The sequence below is a fragment of the Gryllotalpicola kribbensis genome, from assembly GCF_039538245.1.
In the GTDB taxonomy this organism is placed as follows: domain Bacteria; phylum Actinomycetota; class Actinomycetes; order Actinomycetales; family Microbacteriaceae; genus Gryllotalpicola; species Gryllotalpicola kribbensis.
On record NZ_BAABBX010000010.1, the window covers coordinates 25289 to 48639 of the forward strand.

A 23351-nucleotide genomic window follows, 5' to 3' on the forward strand; every position below is an offset into this window, starting at 1 on the left:
GGAATGCGCGCCGCGCCTACGGCCGTACGCACCCGGCGCGCCTCAGGCGCCGGCGGAACCGCTGGTCAGGAACCGCAGCGGGATCTCCACCGTCACCTCGGTGCCGGTGCCCATCATCGTGTGCCAGTCGATCGATCCGCCCAACTCGCCCTGAATGAGGGTGCGGACGATCTGCGTGCCGAGGCCCGCACCGACCTTGCCCTCGGGCAGGCCCGTGCCGTCGTCGACGATCTTCACCGTCAGCTGCTCCTCGCTGCGCTCGGCGATGATCTGAACCTCGCCAGAGCGGTCGGCGAGGCCGTGCTCGACGGCGTTCGTCACGAGCTCGGTGAGTGCGAGCGCGAGAGGGGTCGCCGCCTCGCTCGGCAGCACCCCGAAGCGGCCCTTCTTCACGGGGCGCACCGAGGTGTTGTGCCCCGCCGCGACCTCGGCGACGAGCAGCAGCACGCGGTCGAACACGTCGTCGAAGTCGACCGCCTGCGCGAGTCCGGTCGACAGCGTGTCGTGCACGACCGCGATCGCGGCGACGCGGCGCTGCGCCTGGCCGAGCGCGTCTTTCGCCTCGTCGGAGTGCGAGCGACGCGCCTGGATGCGCAGCAGAGAGGCCACCGTCTGCAGGTTGTTCTTGACGCGATGGTGGATCTCGCGGATCGTCGCGTCCTTCGTGATCAGCTCGCGCTCCTGATGGCGCATCTCGGTGACGTCGCGCACGAGCACGATCGCGCCGACGCGCTCGCCCCGGTTGCGGATGGGGATGGCGCGCAGCGAGACCGTCACCCCGCGCACGTCGATGTCGGTGCGCCACGGCGCCCGACCCGTCACCACGAGGGGCAGGGATTCGTCGAACGCGGTGTGCCCCGTGAGTAGCTGCGTGGTGACCTCGGCGAGCGACTCGCCCTCGAGCTCGTCGGTGAACCCGATGCGGTTGAACGCCGACAGTGCGTTCGGGCTCGCGAAGGTCGTGATGCCCTCGACGTCGAGCCGGATGAGGCCGTCGGACGCGCGCGGTGCGCCACGGCGCGGACCGCTCGGGGCGCCCAGGTCGGGGAAGTCGCCCGAGGCGATCATCGCGAACAGGTCGTTCGCGCAGTCGTTGAAGGTGAGCTCTTGGCGACCGGGGGTGCGCGCCTCGCTCAGGTTCGTGTGGCGCGTGAGCACGGCGATCGGGGAATCGGTCGTCTTGGCGCTGCCTGCGCCGAGGCGGCGCAGCACCGGCACGGCGCGCACGCGGGTCGGCGTCTCTTCGTACCACTCCGGGGCGCTCGAATCGACGATCTGCCCCGTCTCGAACGCCTCGGTCACCTGTGTGCGCCACTCGGGGCGGATCTTCTGCCCGACGATGTCGCGGTAGAACAGCGTCGCCGCGCTCGATGGGCGCGAGTGCGCGACGGCGATGAACCCGTCTTCGGTGGGCACCCACAGCACGATGTCGGCGAAGGCGAGATCGGCGAGCAGCTGGGCGTCGCCCACGAGCATGTGCATCCACTCGATGTCCTCGGGGGTGGAGCGCCCGTGGGCGATGACGAGGTCACTGAGGGTCGACACCCGACAATTCTATGGTCGGCCGCGACGCGGCCACCGGGGCCGGCAGAGAGGCTCGCGCATGCTTCGAGCGGATGCCTCGACGGCGGCTCGGCTGAGGGGTCGCCGGTAGACCGAGCAGCGCACCGTGCACGAATCCACGAATCTCCTCGCGCGCTGCGGAGCGCGGAGCCGCGATCGCAAGCGGCGCCGCCGCCAGCATCGCAGCGTCGAAGGCCGGCGGATCGTCGGGGATGAGCGCCGCGGGGGCGATGCCGCCGAAGCGCTGCAGGGCCCCGCTCACCTGCCCGGCGGGGTTCCCGCCCAGAACGGAGGCGCGCAGCCGGTTCACGACGAGACGGTGGCGGGCGCCCGGGGCTGCGGCCACGGCATCCGCCCAGCCGCGAAGCAGCCGCGACAGTCCGAGCGGGTCCGCGAGCCCGACGGCGACGAGCTGCGTCGCGTGCTCGAGCACGGTCAGGGTCGCCGCATTGCGCCGCGGGGCGAACAGATCGCTCGCGATCTCTTCGTCGGCCTCGAGGTTGAAGCCGACATCGACGACGACGTGGTCGAACCAGCCCGCGGCCGCGTCGACGACGCGCCCCACCCGCTCGCTGCCGAGCTCGGGCCAGCGGCTCGCCCGGGCGATGCCGGTGAGCACGGCGAGCGCGCCCTGCGGCATCGGCACGTATTGCGCGACGCGGTCGAACTCTGCCCGGGTGAGGGCGTCGTTCCCGGCGAGGCGGCACGCGGCGGCGAAGCCCGGCGTCTCGTCGAGCAGTCCGAGCCATGGTGCGACGGCGCCCCCGTAACTGTCGGCATCGATGAGCGCGACATTGCTGCCGAGCAGAGCCAGCTCGGCCGCGACTGAGACAGCGAGCGAGGTGCGACCCGGAGCCCCCGTCGGCCCCCAGACCGCGATGACCGAGGACTGCCGCATCGGCGCGCCCGGCCCGGACTCGACGCTCGCCGTGCGCACGCCCCCACCCGCGCCGGGCGCACCGGAGGCGGCGGACGTGAGCAGCCGCTCGAGCTCGGCCCAGCTCGCGGGCTCGATCAGCACCTCGGGCGCGCCCGCGCGCGACGCGACGTCGCGCTCGTCGACCGTCTGCGCGAAGACGACCAGGCGCACGCCGGCGGCTGCGGCCGCGGCGCAGAGCTCAGGGGTGAGCCGCGACCTGGCCGCCGACACGAGGGCGAGCTCGACGTCGTGCGCGGCCAGCGTGGCCGCGAGCTCGCCCGCGGTCTGCACCCGCGCGACGACCGCGTGGCCGGCCTGCAGCGCTCCGGGCAGCAGTGCGTCTTCGGCGTGACGGTCAAGGCTCAGAGCGAGCTGGGCCATCTCGGTCCTCCCCTTCCCCTCACGCGTCCGCCGGCAGCACCGTGATCGCGTCGCCGTTGGCGAGCGACTCGAGCACTTCGGCGGTCGCGTCCTTCGGGACGCGCACCTCGACCGCGACGCCGCCGGTCGCCCCGAGGCCCGAATCGCGCACGACCCGCACGACGGTGCCGTCGGGCACGAGCACCCGCGGCGCCGCGAACTTCGGCGCGCCCGTGCCCTCCCCCGTCGCCGCAGCCGACCAGACGTCGACGGCACTGCCGATGTCGATCGACGCGGGCAGCTCGCCGTCGACGCTGATCACGACGCTCGTCCTGCGCTGGGCGGACGCGGCGCCGAGGGCGCCGACCGGCACCAGCTCGCCCGCGGCGATGGTGCGGGTGACGACCGTGTCGGACTGGGGCGCAGCCCGCAGGTATGCCGAGGATGCCGCGCCCAGTCGCACCCGCACGCCGACCAGGTCGCTCGCCGAGACCTCGTCGCCCGCCGCCAGGGCGTGCCGTGCCGCGAACACCTCGACGCTGCGGTCGGAGGCGACCACGAGCCCGGCCACGCCGGCCACCGACGCGATGACCAGCACGATTCCGAGAAGGAAGCGGGGCTCGCGCCAGGTCGGGCGGGGTCGGGGCACGGTCGGCGGTGTGCTCATGACCCCATGCTGGCGAATCCGTCAAGCCCCGGGGAAAGTTATCCACAGTGACGCTGGATCGCTCGGATGGTCGACACAATAGAGGACATGACCAGCCACTCCGCAGGCGATGCCGTGCGTTTCCTGACGACGGCCGACTGCGCGGAGATCCTGAACGTCGAGCTCGCCGACGTGACCGCTCTCGTCGAGACGGGCGAGCTGCCCGCGATCAAGGTGGGCCCGCAGTGGCGCATCGAGCGCGAGGTGCTCGAGTCCTACATCGCGAGTCTCTACGAAGAGCAGCGCCGTCGCGCCCTGTGGGAGCAGTCCGACTTCGCGAGCCTCACCGAGCTGTCGGGCGGCACGATTCTGCGCCCCGGCGACTGACGCCGCCGCGGCCGCTCCAGCCGCCGTGGTCGCCCCCGGTCAGAGCCGCAGCAGCGTGACCGCCGTGAGGGCGACCATGCGGTGCTCGATCACGCTGGACTCGCGTCGCACCGCCCCTCGCTCGTGCACGGCGAGATCGAAGTGGTCCGCACCGACCCGGTCGATCGTGCCGTGCAGCGGAACGGGTTCCGCGCGGCCCAGCACATCGAGCGGAACCCGCCGACGGGCGAGATCGCGCAGCACCACCCCGATGCCGATCTTGGCCGAGAGTCCGCCGGCCGCGGGCGGCTGCTGCTCAGGCATCTGCTCTCTGCTCTGGCGAAGCCGCGCCGCGCTCAGCGTGACCGACGCGATCGACCCGAGCGGCACCACACACTCGCCCCCGCCGTCGAGCTCGGCCGCGAGCCAGTCGCGCCCCACCGTCACCGGCGCGATGTCGACGGCCAAGCCGTCAACGAGGCGCAGGCGGATGCCCGGCCCGGCCTTCCCCGCGAGAGAAGCCAGCCGGTCGCGCAGACTCGTGCGGGCGGCGCGCAGCCGCTCCTCTTCGCCGCGCTGCTGCGCGCCCTCTGCGTCGAGCCGGGACTCGAGCTGAGCCTCGAGGTCGTCGAAGAGCAGATCGAAGCGCATGGGGGCGACGCTAGCCGGCGCCGAGGCGCGGCGGAAAAGTTATCAACAATGGAAAAAACCTCTGGCGCTGGCGCCGTGACCCATGAAAGGGTCACAAACACTCGACGACCGTCTCGTCGAGCTCGCACAAGCTGGGGGAAGAATGGCGAACGCACAGCGCCATGAGCGGTTCGATGTCGACGACTACTTCGGGGTTCAGCGCACGGCGGATCTGCCCGATCCTGAACCCCTCATCACCAACCTGACGCGCTGCGTGATCGAGATCCTGGCGGGCGCCCGCGAACTCGAGCAGATCGCGCGCTGGATCACCGACGACGTCTACACGAAGCTCGCTCGCCGGGTCAGCTTCGCAGCGCGGTCGCGGGCGCTGAAGCGGGCACCCGCGCAACGGCCGCGATTGACGATCCTCTCGATCCGCACCTTCGAGCCCGACGCCGGCATCGTCGAGGCGACCGTCGTCGTTCAGATGCCGCAGCGCGTGCGCGCCGTGGCGCTGCGCCTCGAGGGGCTCGACTCGCGCTGGCGCGCGACGAGCATCAGCGTGCTGTAGCAACCCGCTCGGCGGCGCGCGCGACGTCGATCAGCGTGCTGTAGCAACCCACTCCGCGGCGCGCGCGTCTCGGGCGAGCCGACCGCGCACAGTCGCGCCCGGTCGCGGGTGGGCTGTTCGATCGTGCGGTGATGCCGGGCGTCGTTCTGCGCCCTCGTGCCCCTGCGCGGCGACATTCGATGCCGGAATGCGCCCACGCAGTTCCGCGCGGCGACACTAGACGCCGGAATGCGCCCACGCAGTTCCGCGCGACGACACTAGACGCCGAAACGCGCCCCGCGATTCCAGCCCGGCGACACTAGACGCCGAAATCCCGCGGGAGAACGGCATCTACTGTCGTCCGGCGGGAGATCTGCGTCGCAAAAACGGCATCTAGTGTCGCCGCGCAAGTACCGGCAGGGCGCAAATCGGCGTCTAGTGTCGCCGCGCGAGAACCCGCAGGGCACAAAACGGCGTCTAGTGTCGCCGCGCGGGAAGGCCCTACCGCTTGCGGTTCTGGGCGCGGCGCTGGGCGCGGTTCTGCGGCTCGTCCTCGGAGGCAGCGGCGTCGCCGGTGCGCTGACCGAAGGCGCCGCGAGCACCGCCCTGCTGCGCGGCGGGCGCCTGCGGCTCCCCCTGCTGCAGCTCGCGGCGGCGCGCCGCGCGCTCGGCGCGCTCGGATGCGGCGCGGTCGACTTGGCCGCTCTGGCCGCGCACCTCGACCCCGCCCGAGTCGCTCGGAGCCGAGTACGACAGACCCTGCTGCTGCGACTGGTCGAGCCCCTTCGCGGCGACGCCCGAGACCTCGCCGGCCGCCTGCGTCACCTCGACCTCGAGGTTGAACAGGAATCCGATCGTCTCTTCGCGAATCGCGCCCATCATCTGCTGGTACATGGCGTAGCCCTCGCGCTGGTACTCGACCAGCGGGTCGCGCTGCGCCATGGCGCGCAGGCCGATGCCGTCCTTCAGGTAGTCCATCTCGTAGAGGTGGTCGCGCCAGCGGCGGTCGATCACCGAGAGCACGACGCGGCGCTCGAGCTCACGCATCGCGGGCGCACCGAGCTGCTCCTCGCGGCGCTGGTAGGCGACGTGCGCGTCGGAGAGGATCTCGCGACGCATGAACTCGCGGTTGATGCGCCCCTTCGACCCGGCCTCGGCGACGACCTCGTCGATCGTGATGCCGACGGGGTACAGCGTCTTGAGCTCGCTCCACAGGGCGTCGAAGTCCCAGTCGTCGCCGTTGCCCTCGCCGGTGTGCTCGTCGAGTACCTCGTCGACGACGTCGTCGAGGAACTTCTGCACGCGCTCGTGCAGGTCGTCGCCCTCGAGGATGTGGCGGCGGTCGGCGTAGATCGCCTCGCGCTGGCGGTTCAGGACGTCGTCGTACTTGAGGACGTTCTTGCGGATCTCGGCGTTGCGCGCCTCGACCTGCGCCTGGGCGCTGCGGATCGCGCGCGAAACCAGCTTGGACTCGATGGCGAGGTCGTCGGGCGTGGATGCCCGGCCGAGCAGCGACTCGGCGGCGCCGGCGTTGAACAGGCGCATCAGGTCGTCGGTGAGCGACAGGTAGAAGCGGCTCTCGCCCGGGTCTCCCTGGCGGCCCGAGCGGCCGCGCAGCTGGTTGTCGATGCGGCGCGACTCGTGGCGCTCGGTGCCGAGCACGTAGAGCCCGCCCGCTTCGCGGACCTTGTCGGCCTCTTCGGCGGCGGCCGACTTCAGCTTCTCGAACGTCTCGTCCCAGGCGGCCTGGTACTCGTCGGGCGTCTCTTCCGGCGACAGCCCGCGCGCGTTGAGCTCGGCGACGGTGAGGAACTCGACGTTGCCGCCGAGCATGATGTCGGTGCCGCGGCCGGCCATGTTGGTCGCGACGGTGACGGCGCCGAGGCGGCCGGCCTGTGCGACGATCGCGGCCTCGCGAGCGTGGTTCTTCGCGTTGAGCACCTCGTGGCGCACGCCGCGCTTGGCGAGCAGCCGCGAGAGGTACTCGCTCTTCTCGACCGAGGTGGTGCCGACGAGCACCGGCTGGCCCTTCTCGTGCCGCGCGACGATGTCCTCGACGACCTGCGCGAACTTGACCTCTTCGTTCTTGTAGACGAGGTCGGGCATGTCCTTGCGGATCATGGGCTTGTTGGTCGGAATGACGACCACGCCGAGCTTGTACGTCGACATGAACTCGGCCGCCTCGGTCTCGGCGGTACCGGTCATGCCCGACAGCTTCTTGTACAGGCGGAAGTAGTTCTGCAGCGTGACGGTGGCGAGGGTCTGGTTCTCGGCCTTGACCGGCACGCCCTCCTTCGCCTCGATCGCCTGGTGGATGCCCTCGTTGTAGCGCCGGCCCATCAGGATGCGGCCGGTGTGCTCGTCGACGATGAGCACCTCGTCGTTCATGACGACGTAGTCCTTGTCGCGCTTGAACAGCGCGTTCGCCTTGATCGCGTTGTTGAGGAACGAGATCAGCGGGGTGTTCGCCGACTCGTAGAGGTTGTCGATGCCGAGGTAGTCCTCGACCTTCGCGATGCCGGGCTCGAGCACGCCGACCGTGCGCTTCTTCTCGTCGACCTCGTAGTCCTCGCCGGGAACCAGCCGGGTCGCGAGCCGCGCGAACTCGGTGAACCACCGGTTCGCCTCGCCCGACGACGGCCCCGAGATGATGAGCGGCGTGCGCGCCTCGTCGATGAGGATCGAGTCGACCTCGTCGACGATCGCGAAGTTGTGGCCGCGCTGGACCATGTCGGATGCCTGCCACGCCATGTTATCGCGCAGGTAGTCGAAGCCGAACTCGTTGTTCGTGCCATAGGTGATGTCGGCGGCGTACTGCTCGCGGCGCTCCTCGGGCGTCTGGCCGGCGAGGATGACGCCGGTCGACATGCCGAGCGCGCGGTAGACGCGGCCCATGAGCTCGCTCTGGTAGCTCGCGAGGAAGTCGTTGGTGGTGATGACGTGCACGCCGCGGCTCGGGATGGCGTTGAGGTACGCGGCGGTCGTCGCGACGAGGGTCTTGCCCTCACCGGTCTTCATCTCGGCGATGTTGCCGAGGTGCAGCGCGGCGCCACCCATGATCTGAACATCGAAGTGGCGCATGCCGAGCACCCGGCGCGCCGCCTCTCGCACGGCGGCGAACGCCTCAGGCAGCAGATCGTCGAGGCTCTCGCCCTCGGCGTAGCGCTCGCGCAGCTCGACGGTCTCGTTGCGCAGCTCGTCGTCGGTGAGCTCCTTGAAGTCGTCTTCGAGAGCGTTGACGGCGCGCGCATAGCCTTCGAGTTTGCGCAGCAGCCGGCCTTCGCCGACGCGCAGGACCTTTTCCAGGACTGAGGCCACTGAAGAACTCCACTTGTTCGAGAGCGGGGGATCCCGGTCAGTCTAGACGAGCGGGTCACGCCCGCCCTGAACGGACAGGGAGAGGGCGGCGGATGCCTCAGGCATCCGCCGCCCCGTGAGATCGCCGCTACTTGACGGACTCGAGTTTGCGGGCGGCCGTGGCGGCCTCCTGCAGCTCGTCGGCGTTGTCATCGAGCTGGATCACGCCGTAGTCCCAGCCCTTGCGCCGGTAGACGACGCTCGGCCGCTCGGTCTCTGCGTCGATGAACAGATAGAAATCGTGCCCGACGAGCTCCATGTAGTAGAGCGCGTCGTCGACGGTCATCGGAACGGACGCGAAGGTCTTCGTGCGGATGACGACGGGGCAGTACTCGTCCTTCTCGTCCTCCGCCGCCTCGGACTGCACCGGGACGGCGCCCGTCGCGAGCTGCGTGAGCGCGTTGCCCGAGATCGGCGTCACGTCGGTCTGGGCGAACGCACCGCTCGCCGCGTCGTGCAACGAGGTCTGCCGGTGCGCGCCACCGCGGTGCACCTTGCGGCGGTCCTTCGCGCGGCGCACGCGCTCGAGCAGCCGGCCGATGGCGATGTCGAACGCCGCGTATTTGTCGGCGGCCGTCGCCTCCGCGCGGACCACGGGCCCGCGCCCGACGAGCGTCAGCTCGACCCTCTCGTCACCGGGCGTTCCGCCCCGCGTGGTGAGACGGGAGAGCTTGATCTCGAAGACAAGAGCTCGCTCGGCCAGGTGGGACACCTTCTCGGCCTTCTCGGTCACGTACTCGCGAAAACGGTCCGTGATCTGGGCGCCGCGTCCGACGATGTCGATTTCCATCGCAACCTCCTGTTCTCGGTGCGTTCCCACCGTGGTTGCCGGTGGGTGGAGCCGCACCTGCTCTGTGCCGACCAACCTAGTTCCGCCCTCTGGTGATGTCACGGGCAATTTCTGCGGATTTCGGCATGCGCTCCCAGCTTCGGAACGCGGCGCGCGGTGCGCGCCAGGGCGACCACGCCGACCACGACATGCCCCGCCGCCCGAAAGGCCCGATCAGCTTCCAATACCGTCGCGCCGGTCGTCACGATGTCGTCGACGATGAGCACGAAGCGGCGGCCGGGCGGCCCCGTGACTGTCAGCGCCTCCGCACGATTCGCATATCGCGATGTGGTATCTAAGTTGGATTGGTCTTGAGTCTGTCGGGTGGCGCGAAGCGCACCGGAGTCCCGGTACCCGGCCCGGCGCAGCAGCAGCGGCACGTGGCGGTAGCCGCGGCGGCGGAAAGCGGCGCGCGAGCTCGGGATCGCGGCCAGCTCGACGCGGCCGTGCGCCTCGCGAGGCGCCTCGGCGAGCGCCGCGCGCAGCACCCGCCCCAGCACGGAGGCGAGCGCGGGCGCGGCATCCGTTCGCCCTCCGTCCTTGAAGGCGAGCAGGATGCTGCGGGCCACTCCCCCGTATTCGAAGGCGCGCCACACCCCGAGCTCGCTGCCGTCGTCGCGGGTCAGGGACTCGCGCACGGGGTGCACGGCCGCGAGCTCGGCGCGGCAGGAGGCGCACAGCGCGCGGTCGGGGGCGCCGCAGCCGGCGCACTCCGTCGGCGCGAGCACGGCCCAGGCATCCAGCACCGCTTCGCGCACGCGCTCCCACATGGCACGCGATCCTGCCCCATCCGCTCCGCCGCCGCGCGCCCACACCGTTCCCCCTGTGGAAAGCCCCTTCGGAGCTCACGCGAGACGACCGCAGGTGCCGCAATGCGGCGCCAGAGCGACATGTGGCGTCGTCTCGGCGGAGGGGGCCGCGCTCATGCGGCGGCTCGCGGGCGCCCGCCCTAGGAGCGGCCCTGCTGGGTCGCGAGCACCTCGACGTCGGTCGCGGTCGTCTGCCAGCCGTTGCCGGCCGGGCTCTCGAGCGCGCCGCCCGAGGTGAGCACCCAGAGCTCCGACGACGGGTTGCCCGCGGCGATCACCGTGCCGTCGGCGGGGCCGGCCGTCGGGTCCGAGAGGGTGCCGCCCAGCTGCTGGGTCACGATCGCGGTGCCGCCCTGGGGGCTGACGCCGAGCACGGCGACGGAGAGCTCGTCGCTCCACGCCAGGCTGATGCCAGAGGAGAGCCCCAGCCCGCCCAGGTCGACCGGCTCGCCGATGCGGGTCGGGTGGCCCGTCGAGTCGCGCACGATGCCGGCGACCATGAGGTGCGACTGCCCGTCGCTCGTTCCGATCAGGGCGGCGAGCCGGGTGCCGTCGCGCGAGATCGCGAACGAGAGCAGCTGGCGCGCATCGGGCCAGGCGGCCTTCAGCGACGCGGTGGCGCCGTCACCCGCCGAGACCGCGAAGTCGGCCCTGGCGTCGCGGGTCGCCGACCACACGATGCCCCGACTGTCGATGGCCGGAGCGATGAGACCGTGCCGCGTGTCGATCATGACCGGGTTCTCGAGCGCCGCCGACACGGCATACGCGGCACCGCCCGCGAGCGCGGCCGCGGCCGCCCCGTTGGCGCTCACGGTCGCGGCCGTCGGGTGCAGCGCGACGAGCTGGTCGGCGACGCCGCCGAGGGAGACGACCGATTTGCCCGAGAGGAAGCCGAACTTGCCGCCCTTGAGCACGAGGGGGCTCGAGACGACGGGCGGGTCCTGCACGGCATCCGTCGCCCCGCTCACGTTCTGGTTCACGCCGCCGATCGAGAGCGTGACGGAGGACGCGCTCGTGCCGAGGCTCTCAGTCAGCTGCTCGTCCATGCGGTTCACGGTCGGCTCGTCGGCGCCCGCCGCGACGGCATTGAGCGCGACCTGCGCCGCCCCGCCCGTGACCACGACCGAGCCGCTCGCGAGCTGGGTCCCCTTCGGGAAGGCGGTCACGACGGCATCCTGCAGCCACGGCGACGGCCCCGCGAGCAGCGCCTTCGCGATGCGGGTCGCGATCGTCGTGCGCGAGGAGGGGAACCAGCGCAGGTCGGGCACGAGGAAGCGGTAGTCGGGGCTGTAGAAGTAGAGCGGATGCGGGCTGAAGACGTTCTGGAACTGGTCGGAGTCGATGACGATCCCCGACGGGGCGTCCGAGATGCGCCACTGCCCGTGCTCTTTGACGAAGGTGTATCTGAGCGGCACGGGCGCCTGCGAGTCGGCTGCGCGGTAGTTGCCGCTCTGGTCGATGAACGCCGAGGGCGTGATCTGCAGGTTCAGCTCTGTCGAGTTCACGCGCTGCGGCTCGCGGCGCAGCGCCGCACGGTCGACCGTCACCGAGGCGTCCGGATTCCACTGGCTGCGGAACGACGACGAGAGGAACTCGCGGGCGATCTGGTAGCCCGTCTCGGGGCTCACCGCGGCCTGGATGAACCCGTTCAGGATCTGCGCCTGCGTCTCGCCGTCGCCCGGGCCGAGCGGGTGGTAGTCGACCTGACCGAACGGGTTGTCCTGCGCGGACACCGGCCCGCCGCGGGTGACGGGCCCCTCGCGCGGGATCGTGGCGCAGGCGGCGAGAACGGATGCCGCGAGCGCGGCGACCACGACGAGAAGCGCACTGCGCCAGCGCCTCATCGGCTCACCTCCTGGGGGTCGGCGGGCTGCAGCGGAATCGGCGACTCGCCGATCGCCCCGCCACGGCGCCGCGGCAGAGTCAGGCGGAAGCAGGACCCCTCGCCCGGCCGCGACCAGACGTCGAGCAGCCCGCCGTGCACGAGCGCGTCCTCCTGCGAGATCGCGAGGCCGAGCCCCGTGCCGCCGATCGTGCGGCGGCGCGAGGGGTCGGCGCGCCAGAACCGGTCGAAGACGTGCCCCACCTCGCTCTCGCTCATGCCCATGCCGTGGTCGCGCACGGCGAGTGCGACGGCGCTGCGGTTGCTGTCGACGATGACCTCGATCGGCTTGCCCTCGCCGTGCTCGATGGCGTTGCCGATGAGGTTGCGGATGACGCGGCGGATGCGCCGGGCATCCATCGGCACTTCGGCGTAGCCCCCGGGCGCCGACAGGCGCAGGGTGGTCCCGTTCGCCTCGGCGAGCGGCTCGAACTCGTCGATCGCGTCCTCGGCGAGTCTCACGAGGCTCGTCATCTCGATCTCGAGCGAGACCGACCCCGCGTCGTAGCGGCTGATCTCGAGCAGGTCGGACAGCAGCAGGTCGAAGCGCTCGACCTGCGCGTGCAGCAGCTCGGCGGTGCGCATCGTCGACTCGTCGAAGTCGCCCTTGCGGTCGTGGAGGTGCTCGGAGGCGAGGCGGATGGTGGTCAGCGGCGTGCGCAGCTCATGCGAGACATCCGAGACGAATCTCTGCTGCAGCTGCGAGAGGGTTGCGAGCTGCGTGATCTGCCGCTGCAGGCTGTCGGCCATCGCGTTGAACGAGCGGGCGAGCGACGTGAACACGTCCTCGCCGTTCTCGGGGATGCGCACCTCGAGGTCGCCGGCTGCGAGCCGCCGGCTGGTCGCCGCGGCGAGCTGGATCGGCGCGACGACGAAGCGCACGACGACGAAGGTCAGCGCACCGATGAGCGCGATCAGCGCGATGCCGGCGAGCACGAGGGTGCGCTGCACGAAGTTGAGCGTCTGCTCGGCATCGCTCAGGTCGTAGCCGAGGAAGAGCTGGTACGTGCCCGCCGTGGGCAGCTGGATCTGCGTGCCGACGATGACGCCCGGGTGCGTGCTGGTGCGGGAGCCGCTGTCCACGGGCAGCGCGACCGACTGCGAGTAGAGCGTGTCGGCCGACTTCGCCACCGCGTCCGAGAGCTGCCGCGAGATCAGGCTCTGGCTCATGCCGCCCGCCGTGTAGTCGGTGGGGGCCTGCGGGTCGGCGGCTTGGCCGGGCTTGCGCACGAAGGCGAGCATGCGGCTCGAGGAGGCGCCCTGCACGACGGACTTCACGGCCTGGCCGAGCCCCAGGACCGTGGCCGGGTCGCTGGCATCGGTCGCGTCGAGGCTCGACTGCACCTGCTGCTGCGCACGGCCCGCGTCGTGCAGCGCCTGATCGAGCCGCGACTTGTAGAGGTCGTTGCCGACGGAGTACGAGATGACGAGGCCCGTCACGAGAATCGCCACGCCCGAGAGCAGGATCGTGATGGCGACCGTGCGGAACTGCAGCGAGCGCGCCCACGCGCGAGCGATGCGCGCCGGCCATTCGGACGGGCGGCGCCACCACCCGCCCGTCACGCGCAGCGCCGCCGTTGTCATGGGTGGATTGTAGGAAGCTCTGCTGGGGCCGCCGCTAGGCGGTGAGGCCCGCGCGGTAGCCGACGCCGCGCACCGTCTGCACGATGCGCGGGTTGTCGGGGTCGTGCTCGACCTTGGCGCGCAGCCGCTGCACGTGCACGTTCACGAGCCGCGTGTCGGCCTTGTAGTGGTAGCCCCAGACCTGCTCGAGCAGCATCTCGCGCGTGAACACCTGCTGCGGCTTGTTCGCGAGCGCGAGCAGCAGGTCGAACTCGAGCGGGGTCAGGTTGATGCGCGTCTCGCCGCGCCGCACCTCATGCGCGGCGACATCGATGACGAGGTCGCCGACCTGCACCGACGGCGTCGCCGGGCCGGCGCTCGAAGGGCGCAGGCGGGCGCGCACGCGGGCCACCAGCTCTTTCGGGTTGAAGGGCTTCACCATGTAGTCGTCGGCGCCGGACTCGAGACCGCGCACGACATCGGCCGTGTCGGACTTGGCCGTCAGCATGATGATCGGGATGCCGGAGAAGGAGCGGATCCGCTCGGCGACCTCGATGCCGTCGAGCCCCGGCAGCATCAGGTCAAGCAGCACGAGATCGGGCGCCGCCTGCCGGAAGGCCTCGACCGCCTGGGCGCCGTCTGCGCAGAACACGGGGTCGAAGCCCTCGCTGCGCAGAACGATGCCGATCATCTCCGCGAGCGCCGTGTCGTCGTCGACAACGAGGATTCGTGTGGTCATTTGTCCCCAGATCACGCCGGAGAATTCGGGTCTCCGGGCTCTTCGGTTCTCTAGGTTAGTGGTTATGAGCGATCAGACCGGCTGGCGGCCACCCCAGTACGGGGCTGCGCCGGCCTGGGCGCCGCCGCCGAAGCCGGGGCTCGTTCCGCTGCGGCCGCTCACCTTCGGCCAGCTGCTCGGCACGCCGTTCCAGGTGCTGCGGCGCAACACCGGCGCCCTGTTCGGGGCCGCGGTGCTCATTCAGGTACTCGTGGTGATCGGCTCGCTGCTCGTGGTCGGCAGCGCGACGGGCTGGTTCCTCTACCGTGCAGCGCACGCGACGGATGCCGACAGGGACGCCATCGAGGCGGGCGGCGTCGCCGCCGTGATCGTCGCGGCGCTCGTGGCGGTGGCGTTCAGCGTGATCGCGAGCGGTGTGCTGCAGGGCATCGTCGTGATCGACGTCGCGAACGGCGTGCTCGGCTACCGGCCCCGCGCCGGCCAGCTGTGGCATGCGACCAGGGGGCGGCGCTGGGCGCTCGCCGGCTTCGTGTTCCTCGTGGGCGCGGCGCTGCTCGTCGGCGTCGCGGTGCTCGCCGGGATCGTGGCCGCGCTCGTGATCCCCGGCGCGGCCAGCGGCGGGGGCGGCGGCGCGGCCCTCATCGCCGTCGGCGTCATCGTGGGGCTGCTGTGTGGCGCGGGTTTCGCCGTGCTGTGGGCGTGGCTGTGGGGGAAGACCTCGCTCGCAGCATCCGCCATCATGCTCGAGCGGCTCGGCATCCGCGCCGCGATCGCGCGCTCGTGGCGGCTCACGCGCGGTGGGTTCTGGCGTGTGTTCGGCGCGCAGGTGCTCGTCATCGCCATCTGCTGGGTCGCGACCCAGATCGTCAGCACGCCGATCTCGCTGATCTTCCAGTTCGCGCTGCAAGCCGCGTTCCCGACCGGCACGCCGAGCTCGTTCACGGGGGTCGACGCGTCGTCGCTCGCGATCGCGGGCATCTCCTACGGCGTGCTGCTGCTGTTCACCCTCGTGATCGGCGCGGTCACGAGCGTCATCCAGTCGGCCACCGGGGTGATCGTCTACGTCGACCAGCGGATGCGGCGCGAGGGCCTCGACCTCGTGCTCACCCGCTACGTCGAGGACAGGCAGCTGGGGCGGCCGCTCGGCGACCCCTTCGCGACGCCGCGCTTCGCCGAGCAGCAGGCACAGCAGGCGCCGCAGCCCCCGCAGCAGCAGGCCCCGCAACCGCCCGGGGCGTGGTGACCCTCGGCGAGGGGCTCGGCGCGCCGCCGCTCACGCCCGACGACGACACCGCCCGGCGCTGGCTCACGCAGGAGCTGAGCAAGCCCGAGTACGCCTCCGCACGCCCGAACTGGTTCGATCTGCTCAGCCGGCGCATCGCCGAGTGGTTCGATTCGCTGAGCCTCGGCGGCGGGCACGGGGCACCGGGCTGGCTCGCCGTGATCGGCGGCGGCCTCGTGCTCGTGATCGTCGTGTTCGCGCTGCTGCGCTTCGGCCTGCCGCGCCGCAGCCGGCGCTCGCGGGCGCGACGCGTCGGCGGCGAGGTGGCCGACACCCGCAGCGCCGAGCAGCTGCGCGCCGCCGCCGATCGGGCCGCGGCACAGGGCGACTGGTCGCTCGCGGTGATCGAGCGCTTCCGGGCGATCGCGGCCTCGCTCGTCGAGCGCACGATCGTCACCGTGCGGCCGGGCACCACCGCGCACGAGGTCGCCCTGCAGGCCGCCGGCGCCTTCCCGGCAGAGGCGGCCGCCCTGCGCGGCGCCGCCGACACCTTCGATGCGGCGCGCTACCTCGGCCGTGCGCAGGACCGCGCGGCCAACGAGCTGCTGCGCGAACTCGACGAGCGCGTGCGGCGCGCGACACCGCAGTTCGTGTTCGCCGCGGAAGGCGCGGTGCGCGCATGAGCACCACGATCGAGGATGCCGCAGCCCGGGCATCCGCCCCCGTTCTCACGCCCACGCTCAGCGCGCGCGTGCGGCGCAGCCGCGGCAGGCTCGTGATCGCCGCCGTCGTCGTCCTCGTCGCCGTGCTCGGCGTGCTCATCGCCGGCCAGTCGACGCAGCAGCGGCCCGAACTCGACCCGGCGAGCGCGACGCCGACGGGGGCGAAGGCGCTGCTCAGCGTGCTGCGAGCGCACGGCGTCGAGGTGCGCACGGCGACCACGCTCGCGCAGGCGGGCCGGGCCGCGGCGAGCGCGTCGCCCGACGATCTCACGGTCGCCGTGTTCGACCAGAACCGCTACCTGTCGCCCGCGAAGCTCGCCGCCGACGACCGGCTCGACGCGCGGAGCGTGCTGATCGCACCCGCCCCCGGCATGGAGGAGGCGCTGCGCGCGGTCGGCCGCGACGTCGCCGTGATCCGCACCGCGAGCGTGCTCGAGAACCAGCACATCGCCAACGCGTCGAACGCAGGCGAGGCGATCCGGCTGCTCGGCGGCACGCGGGTGCTGATCTGGTACACGCCGAGCCCGGCCGACGTCGGGGTGGGCACCCCCAAGACCATCGCCGATCTCACGCCGCCGTGGGTCACGCCGCTCATCGTGCTCGCCGCGCTGGTCTGCGCCGCCGCCGCGGTGTGGCGCGGGCGCCGCTTCGGGCCGCTCGTCGTCGAGGACCTGCCGGTCGTCGTGCGGGCGAGCGAGTCGCTCGAGGGGCGCGCGCGGCTGTACCAGCGCTCCGACGCGCGACTCACGGCGCTCGATGCCCTGCGCATGGGCGCCGTCGGGCGGCTCGCGACGGCCGTCGGGCTGGGTCCGGGCGCGGCGGTGGCGGATGTCTGCGCCGCGGTCGCCACGCAGACGCGGCTCGACCCCGCCGAGGTGCGCGCCGTGCTGCTCGACGCCGAGCCGGCGAGCGACGCCGAGCTCATGAGCCTTGCCAGACGGGTCGCCGCGGTCGAGGCCGCCGTGTCGAGCCCGTCGACTCCACCCACGCGCCCCGCGGTCGTCACGAACGCGGCGGAAACCGAGCGACACGGCCGAATCGTGACGACCGGAAGCAGCAGAGAAAGGCAGCGATGAGAGCGGAAGACGATGAGCTCAGGACGGCGTTCGCGCGCGTGCGCGACGAGGTCGGAAAGGCCGTGGTCGGCCAGGGCGGCGCGGTGAGCGGCCTCATCATCGCCCTGCTCGCGAACGGGCACGTGCTGCTCGAGGGGGTGCCGGGCGTCGCCAAGACCCTGCTCGTGCGCGCGCTCTCGGCGGCGCTCGCGCTCGACACGACCCGCGTGCAGTTCACCCCCGACCTCATGCCGGGCGACGTCACCGGCTCGGTGGTGTTCGACCCTGCGACGGCGCGGTTCGAGTTCCGCGAGGGCCCGGTGTTCACCAACATCCTGCTCGCCGACGAGATCAACCGCACGCCGCCGAAGACGCAGTCGGCGCTGCTCGAGGCGATGGAAGAGCGCCAGGTCTCGATCGACGGCGTCTCGCACCCGCTGCCCGAGCCGTTCATCGTCGCCGCGACGCAGAACCCCATCGAATACGAGGGCACCTACCCGCTGCCCGAGGCCCAGCTCGACCGCTTCCTGCTGAAGGTCGGCCTGCCGCTGCCCGAGCGCGACACCGAGCTCGAGGTGCTGCGCCGGCACTCTGCGGGCTTCGACCCCCGCTCGCTCGACGCGGCCGGGGTGACCGCGGTCGTCGGCGCCGCCGAGATCGCGGCGGCTCGCACGGCCGTCACCCGGGTCGGCGCGCGCGATGACGTGCTGGGCTACATCGTCGATCTCGCCCGCGCGACGCGGCTGTCGCCGTCGGTGCGGCTCGGGGTGAGCCCGCGCGGCGCGACGGCGCTGCTGGCCGCCTCGAAGGCCTGGGGCTGGCTGTCGGGCTACGACGCGATCACGCCCGACCACGTGAAGGCGATGGCCGTCTCGGTATGGCGGCACCGCATCCAGCTGCGGCCGGAAGCCGAGCTCGAGCAGGTGACGCCGGACGCGATCCTGCAGTCGATCCTGCAGCAGGTGCAGGTGCCGATCTAGTGGCGGATTCCACATGGCGCTGACCGGCCGGTTCGCGATCCTCGTCGCCCTCGGCGCGGTGCCGCTCGTGCTGCTCGGGGACTCTGCCGTGGCGGCCTGGGGAGTCGTCGCGGGCTGGGTCGCGCTGTGCGCCCTGCTCGCCGCCGTCGACGTGTGGCTCGCCGCGTCGCCGCGGGCGCTCTCGCTGACGCGCGAGCTTCCCGTGCGCGTGCGGCTGGGTGAGTCGGTCGAGTCGCGTCTGCTGGTCGGCAATCAGGGCGGGCGGATGCTGCGCGCGGTCGTCCGCGACGCCTGGCAGCCCTCCGCGGGAGCCTCGACGACGCGGCAGCGCGTGCGCGTACCCTCCGGCGAGCGGCGCGCGCTCGCTCTGACGCTCACGCCCACCCGCCGCGGCGAGCGCCGTGCCGAGCAGGTGACGGTGCGCGCGCTCGGCCCGCTCGGTCTCGCCGCCCGGCAGGCGGTGCTGGCCGCGCCCGGCCGGCTGCGCGTCCTGCCGCCCTTCCTCGCTCGCAAGCACGTGCCGTCACGGCTCGCGCGACTTCGCGAGCTCGACGGGCGCACGGCGGTGATGATCCGCGGGCAGGGAACCGAGTTCGACTCGCTGCGCGAGTACGTGCGCGGCGACGACGTGCGCAGCGTGGACTGGCGCGCGACGGCCAGAGCGGGCACCGCGTTGCCGACGCTGATGGTTCGCACCTGGCGGCCCGAGCGCGACCGCCGCATCGTCATCGTCGTCGACTCGAGCCGCACCTCGGCCGCGCGCATCGGCGACGAGCCGCGCCTCGACACCGCGATCGAGGCGAGCCTGCTGCTGTCGGTGATCGCCGATCGCGCCGGCGACCGCGTCGACCTGCTCGCGTTCGACCGCCGTGTGCGGGCGCGCGTGCACGGCGCCTCGGGCGCCGAGCTTCTCGGGCGCGAGGTCGACGCGCTGGCATCCGTTCACCCCGAGCTCATCGAGATGGACTGGCGTGCCGTTCCCGGCCAGGTGCGCGCGCTCACGACGCAGCGAGCGCTCGTCGTGCTGCTCACCTCGCTCGATTCCATCGGAGCGGCACAGGGACTGCTCTCGGTGCTCGGGCAGCTCACGGCGGCGCACACCGTCCTCGTGGCATCCGTCACCGACCCCGAGATCGCCGAAGCTGCCCGCCACCTCGACGACCGCGCCGCCGTCTATCGGGCGGCGGCCGCCGAGCGCGCGCTGCTCGACACCGCGCGGCTCGGCGAGGCGGTGCGACGGCTCGGGGCGCACGTCGTCACGCGCACCCCCGCGGCGCTGCCACCGGCCGTGACCGACGCCTACCTCGACCTCAAGGCGGCCGGCCGGCTCTGAGCAGCTGCCTGTTCCCTCAGCCCGAGCGTGTCGCTAGTCTCGCCGGTAGCGGGGGCAGGCGCTCCCCGATGATCGCGTTAGGAGAGCACTCGTGACGACAGAGCCCGCCATTCCCGCCGAGCCGACGATTCCCGAGCCGAACCCGTCCTCGAGCTTCTTCAACAGGCTCGTCGCCGAGGCGCTCGGCACCCTGCTGCTCGTCGCGGGCGGCGTCGGAACCGCCGTGTTCGCAGCGAACTTCCCTTCCGCAGACAAGAACTCCCTCGGCGTCGGCTTCCTCGGCGTCGCGCTCGCGTTCGGCCTCACGGTCGTCGTGGGCGCCTATGCCTTCGGCCCCATCTCGGGCGGCCACTTCAACCCCGCCATCACGCTCGGCGTCGCCGCGGCCGGCCGGTTCCCGTGGAACGAGGTGGTCGGCTATATCGTCGCCCAGCTCGTCGGCGGTGTGATCGGGTCGTCGATCATCGCGCTGATCGCCTCGACGGGCGACGGGTTCTTCAGCGCGGCGCACGAGGCCGGCTTCGCCTCGAACGGCTTCGGCGACCACTCCCCCGGCGGCTTCGGGCTCGGCGGCGCGATCGTGGTCGAGATCGTCTTCACCGCGATCTTCGTCTTCGTCGTGCTCGGCACCACGGCGAAGATCGGGGCGGTCGGCTTCGCGCCGCTCGCGATCGGCCTGTCACTGACCCTGATCCACTTGATCACGATCCCGATCGACAACACCTCGGTGAACCCGGCCCGATCCATCGCGGCGGCCGTCTACGGCGGCGGCTGGGCCTGGGCGCAGATCTGGGTGTTCATCGTCTTCCCCATCGTCGGCGGGCTGCTCGCCGGGTTCAGCTACCGCCCGCTGTTCGGGCGCACCTTCACCGAGGCGCCGTAGCCGCCAGGCATCCGCTCGCCCGCATCTAGCCTGCGGTCAGCTGCGTCGCGCCCCGGTCGGCCTCGGCGAGATCACCGGTCTCGCCGGCGCGGGCGGCCCGGCCGCCGACGACCAGCATGTACGCGAGGAAGGCGAGCAGCGCGAGCGCGCCGATCAGCAGCTTGAGCCACACGGGCAGGTGCGACGGGGTGACGAACCCCTCGATGATGCCCGAGACGAACAGCGAGATCGTGAGCCCGATCGCGACGATGAAGAGCGCCCGGCCTTCCTCCGCGAGCGAGCGCGAGCGCGTGCGCGGGCCCGGCGCAACCCAGGCCCAGAAGATCCGGAAGCCGGCGGCGGCCGCGACGAACACCGAGGTGAGCTCGAGCATGCCGTGCGGCAGCACGAACGAGAAGAAGACGTCGCCCTTCCCGAAGGCGAACATCGCGGCCGCGTCGATGCCGACGTTGACCGCGTTCTGGATGATGACGAGTGCCGGGTAGACGCCCGTGATGCCGAAGGCGATGCACTGCGCCGCGACCCAGGCATTGTTGGTCCATACCTGGCCCGCGAATCCGGCGGCGGGATTCTCGCGGTAGTAGTCGACGAAGTCGCTGTCGACCAGCTTCTTGAGGTCTGCCTGGTTGCCGAGGGCGGCGAGCACCGCGTGGTCGCCGTTGATCCACGCCGCGAGCAGCACCGAGATTCCGATCGTGGCGACGGCGACCGCGAGGGTGAGCCACCGCAGCCGGTAGAGCGCGGCCGGCAGCTGCAGCACGAAGAAGCGCGGCAGAGCGCGCAGAGGGTTGTCGGATGCCCCGGTGAAGCGCAGCCGGGCACGCGACAGCGTGACCGACAGTCGCTCGCCGGGGATGCTGTCGCCCGCGGTCGACGCGATGGCGGACAGCTGCGCCGAGCCGCTCTGGAACAGCTCGATCAGCTCGTCGGCCTCGCGCCCGCTGAGACGGCGGCTCGACGCGAGGCGGTCGAGCCGCTCCCACTCGCCGCGGTGGGCGGCCGTGTAGGCGTCGAGGTCCATCGTGCTTTGATGATAGCCATGGCCGCAGCCCCGCCGACCGTCATCCCCACCGCTCCCGGTGATCGCGGCGGCGAGCTCGGCGGCGTCGTCACGGGCGAGGCGGTCGCGCTCGCGGTGCGGCCCGCGGGCTTCCTGCTGAGGGCGCTGTCGGGGTTCATCGACCTGCTGTGCTCGATCGCGGTGCTGCTGATCTGCACGGTGCCGCTGCTCGTCTTCGGCAGCGGCCTCGACGACTCCGTGGCGACGGCGCTGACGATCGTCGCGCTGGTGCTCGCGGTGATCGGCTACCCCGTCGCGATGGAGGTCGCGACCCGGGGGCGCTCGGTGGGGCGCTTCGTGGCAGGAACGCGCATCGTGCGCGACGACGGCGGCGCGGCAGGCACGCGCCACGCCTTCGTCCGAGCGCTCGCGGCCGTCGTCGAGGTCTACGCGACGCTCGGCGGACTCGCCGTGATCGTCGCCCTGCTGAACGCGCGCTCGAAGCGCATCGGCGATCTGCTCGCCGGAACGTACGCACAGCACGAGCGCGTGCCGGCGCTCGCACCGGCTCTGCTTGCGGTGCCCCCGCAGCTCGCCTCGTGGGCTCAGCTCGCCGATGTCGCCGCTCTGCCGGATCCGCTCGCGCGGCGGGTGAGCGCCTTCCTCGCCCAGCAGCACCGCCTGTCGCCGCAGGCACGCTCAGGGCTCGGCGCCGAGCTCGCTGCCGAGGTCGCGCCGTTCGTGCACCCGCTTCCGGTCATCGACCCCGTGACGCTGCTCTGGGCGGTCTCGGCCGTGCGACGCCTGCGTGAGACCCGCGCGCTCGAAGCCGAGGGCCGCCGGCTCGCCGCGCTCTCACCCACCCTCGCGCGCCGCCCGAACGGATTCCCCGACCGCTGAGAGCCCGGCTTCTCAGCGCGAGCAGTGCGGCCACGCCCGCGAACCAGTTGCATGAGGGAACAGCTTCTACAGGGGCACCGAATCTGTTCCCTCATGCAACTGCCTCGGGGGTGAGGCGTCGCATTCATCGAACCGCGCCGGCGCAACGGCCTGCGACACTGCGCGAGCGCGCGGAAGACTTATGAGCGCGGGGCGAGGCGGCAGCAGCCCGCCGCGAGCGATCAGCCGTTGCCGAGCGTCTGGTGCCGCACGACCCGCCAGCCCTGCGGTGCCGACAGACGGTCGGCGTGCTCGGCGCACAGGTCGAAGCCGTGCGGGGCCTTCACCGGCGCGAGCGGCCCGACGACCGCCATCGAATCGGCGTAGACATACGTCAGGGTGGCGACCGCCTCGCGCTGACAGGTCGATTTGGAGCACTGGCGGTCGAGCATGAGTCGAGACTACGCCGCCCTCCGACACGACGGCGAACCCACTCCGGCGCGGGTCCGAGCGGCGGTCGAGCGGCGGCCACGCGGAGGTTGAGCTGCGGTCGAGCGGTGCGCACCCGGACGCGCGCCACCGCTCGCGCCGCCGGACGTAGGATTCCTGCATGCCCCGACCCCGCCGCCGCGAGGCGCAGCCCGCCACCCCCGCAAAGCGCCTCAACCGCCACGGCCGGCGCGGCGTGCGCGGCCCCGTGACCGGCCCGCACCTGCCGCTGCTGCAGGGGCGCATCGACTTCTTCGAGACCGCGGTCGCCTCGTGCGCCGACTACCTGAAGGGGCTGTGGCCCGACGCGCTCGGCGACGTGCGCTTCGAGATCGCGGCGGCGCCTGCGAACGCGCTCGGGCTCGACGAAGTCGAGCGCTGGGCCGTCGACACCGCTCGCGGTCGCATCACGCTCTTCCGCGTGCCCATCGAGCGGCTCGCGAAGCTGCACCGCAACGACGAGCTGCACAAGCGGATGCTGATCGAGAGCTGCGTCTTCCGCGCGGTCGCCGAGTACCTCGGCAAAGACCCGTGGGACCTCGCCCCCGAGCGGTTCCGGCACTTCTGACGCCGGC

The 23351-nt window shown here is 72.0% G+C and carries 22 protein-coding genes; 10 read left to right on the top strand and 12 right to left on the bottom strand.

The annotated features are described in order from the left end of the window. Positions 1-42: 42 nt before the first annotated feature. Genes ABD716_RS06600 through ABD716_RS06610 form a run of 3 tightly spaced genes read right to left on the bottom strand, consistent with a single transcriptional unit; the run spans position 43 to position 3509 of the window. On the bottom strand, positions 43-1545 hold the full coding sequence (locus ABD716_RS06600; RefSeq protein ID WP_344775067.1) for a sensor histidine kinase: 1503 nt from the start codon (positions 1543-1545) through the stop codon (positions 43-45). After that, complete coding sequence (locus ABD716_RS06605) at positions 1529-2863, bottom strand: CpaE/TadZ family protein (protein ID WP_344775069.1); 1335 nt, start codon at positions 2861-2863, stop codon at positions 1529-1531. The genes ABD716_RS06600 and ABD716_RS06605 overlap by 17 nt, the downstream gene beginning before the upstream one ends. A 19-nt stretch (positions 2864-2882) precedes the next feature. Then, positions 2883-3509 carry a hypothetical protein gene (locus ABD716_RS06610; protein WP_344775071.1) on the bottom strand — a complete coding sequence of 209 codons (627 nt, stop codon included), beginning with the start codon at positions 3507-3509 and terminating at the stop codon, positions 2883-2885. A gap of 87 nt (positions 3510-3596) precedes the next feature. On the opposite strand from ABD716_RS06610, the gene ABD716_RS06615 reads away from it, so the two are divergent. Then, on the top strand, positions 3597-3875 hold the full coding sequence (locus ABD716_RS06615; protein WP_344775073.1) for a helix-turn-helix domain-containing protein: 279 nt from the start codon (positions 3597-3599) through the stop codon (positions 3873-3875). A gap of 39 nt (positions 3876-3914) precedes the next feature. Here ABD716_RS06615 and ABD716_RS06620 read toward each other — a convergent pair whose 3' ends face one another. Beyond that, complete coding sequence (locus ABD716_RS06620; RefSeq protein ID WP_344775075.1) at positions 3915-4505, bottom strand: hypothetical protein; 591 nt, start codon at positions 4503-4505, stop codon at positions 3915-3917. Positions 4506-4647: 142 nt separating this feature from the next. Between ABD716_RS06620 and ABD716_RS06625 the strand changes: the two genes are divergently transcribed. Then, positions 4648-5055 (top strand): Rv3235 family protein, encoded by a 408-nt coding sequence (locus tag ABD716_RS06625; protein ID WP_344775077.1) that lies wholly within the window; start codon positions 4648-4650, stop codon positions 5053-5055. Between the two features lie 480 nt (positions 5056-5535). Here ABD716_RS06625 and secA read toward each other — a convergent pair whose 3' ends face one another. The 6 genes from secA to mtrA form a co-directional block, all read right to left on the bottom strand. After that, positions 5536-8352, bottom strand: a complete 2817-nt coding sequence (gene secA, locus ABD716_RS06630) for a preprotein translocase subunit SecA (RefSeq protein WP_344775079.1) — start codon at positions 8350-8352, stop codon at positions 5536-5538. Positions 8353-8479: 127 nt separating this feature from the next. Beyond that, on the bottom strand, positions 8480-9181 hold the full coding sequence (hpf, locus tag ABD716_RS06635) for a ribosome hibernation-promoting factor, HPF/YfiA family (RefSeq protein WP_344775081.1): 702 nt from the start codon (positions 9179-9181) through the stop codon (positions 8480-8482). Positions 9182-9279: 98 nt separating this feature from the next. Beyond that, complete coding sequence (locus ABD716_RS06640) at positions 9280-9990, bottom strand: ComF family protein (RefSeq protein WP_344775083.1); 711 nt, start codon at positions 9988-9990, stop codon at positions 9280-9282. A 179-nt stretch (positions 9991-10169) separates the two neighbouring features. Then, a complete protein-coding gene (locus ABD716_RS06645) occupies positions 10170-11873 on the bottom strand; it encodes an LpqB family beta-propeller domain-containing protein (protein ID WP_344775085.1) in 1704 nt (567 codons plus the stop codon). Beyond that, the gene (gene mtrB / locus ABD716_RS06650) at positions 11870-13495 is read right to left on the bottom strand and encodes an MtrAB system histidine kinase MtrB (protein WP_344775087.1); all 1626 of its coding nucleotides are present in this window, start codon (positions 13493-13495) and stop codon (positions 11870-11872) included. The genes ABD716_RS06645 and mtrB overlap by 4 nt, the downstream gene beginning before the upstream one ends. Positions 13496-13529: 34 nt before the next feature. After that, a complete protein-coding gene (gene mtrA, locus ABD716_RS06655) occupies positions 13530-14213 on the bottom strand; it encodes an MtrAB system response regulator MtrA (RefSeq protein ID WP_344775089.1) in 684 nt (227 codons plus the stop codon). 64 nt (positions 14214-14277) lie between these two features. On the opposite strand from mtrA, the gene ABD716_RS06660 reads away from it, so the two are divergent. From ABD716_RS06660 to aqpZ, 6 genes are all read left to right on the top strand, one after another. Next, positions 14278-15456 (top strand): hypothetical protein, encoded by a 1179-nt coding sequence (locus ABD716_RS06660; protein ID WP_344775091.1) that lies wholly within the window; start codon positions 14278-14280, stop codon positions 15454-15456. Continuing rightward, on the top strand, positions 15450-16118 hold the full coding sequence (locus tag ABD716_RS06665; protein ID WP_344775093.1) for a DUF4129 domain-containing protein: 669 nt from the start codon (positions 15450-15452) through the stop codon (positions 16116-16118). The genes ABD716_RS06660 and ABD716_RS06665 overlap by 7 nt, the downstream gene beginning before the upstream one ends. Beyond that, complete coding sequence (locus ABD716_RS06670; protein ID WP_344775095.1) at positions 16115-17233, top strand: hypothetical protein; 1119 nt, start codon at positions 16115-16117, stop codon at positions 17231-17233. Before ABD716_RS06665 ends, ABD716_RS06670 begins: the two co-directional genes overlap by 4 nt. Beyond that, positions 17230-18192 carry an AAA family ATPase gene (locus ABD716_RS06675; protein ID WP_344775097.1) on the top strand — a complete coding sequence of 321 codons (963 nt, stop codon included), beginning with the start codon at positions 17230-17232 and terminating at the stop codon, positions 18190-18192. Before ABD716_RS06670 ends, ABD716_RS06675 begins: the two co-directional genes overlap by 4 nt. A gap of 13 nt (positions 18193-18205) precedes the next feature. Continuing rightward, positions 18206-19525 (top strand): DUF58 domain-containing protein, encoded by a 1320-nt coding sequence (locus ABD716_RS06680; protein ID WP_344775099.1) that lies wholly within the window; start codon positions 18206-18208, stop codon positions 19523-19525. A 127-nt stretch (positions 19526-19652) separates the two neighbouring features. Then, positions 19653-20408 carry an aquaporin Z gene (gene aqpZ, locus ABD716_RS06685; protein ID WP_344775362.1) on the top strand — a complete coding sequence of 252 codons (756 nt, stop codon included), beginning with the start codon at positions 19653-19655 and terminating at the stop codon, positions 20406-20408. Positions 20409-20433: 25 nt separating this feature from the next. Here aqpZ and ABD716_RS06690 read toward each other — a convergent pair whose 3' ends face one another. Continuing rightward, positions 20434-21429, bottom strand: a complete 996-nt coding sequence (locus ABD716_RS06690) for a stage II sporulation protein M (RefSeq protein ID WP_344775101.1) — start codon at positions 21427-21429, stop codon at positions 20434-20436. Positions 21430-21447: 18 nt separating this feature from the next. Here ABD716_RS06690 and ABD716_RS06695 point away from each other — a divergent pair, with 18 nt between their 5' ends. Continuing rightward, positions 21448-22308 carry an RDD family protein gene (locus ABD716_RS06695; protein ID WP_344775103.1) on the top strand — a complete coding sequence of 287 codons (861 nt, stop codon included), beginning with the start codon at positions 21448-21450 and terminating at the stop codon, positions 22306-22308. Between the two features lie 221 nt (positions 22309-22529). On the opposite strand, the gene ABD716_RS06700 is transcribed toward ABD716_RS06695, so the two are convergent. Beyond that, complete coding sequence (locus ABD716_RS06700) at positions 22530-22739, bottom strand: DUF3499 family protein (protein ID WP_344775105.1); 210 nt, start codon at positions 22737-22739, stop codon at positions 22530-22532. 158 nt (positions 22740-22897) lie between these two features. On the opposite strand from ABD716_RS06700, the gene ABD716_RS06705 reads away from it, so the two are divergent. Next, positions 22898-23344 carry a metallopeptidase family protein gene (locus ABD716_RS06705; protein WP_344775107.1) on the top strand — a complete coding sequence of 149 codons (447 nt, stop codon included), beginning with the start codon at positions 22898-22900 and terminating at the stop codon, positions 23342-23344. The last annotated feature ends 7 nt before the right edge of the window (positions 23345-23351 follow it).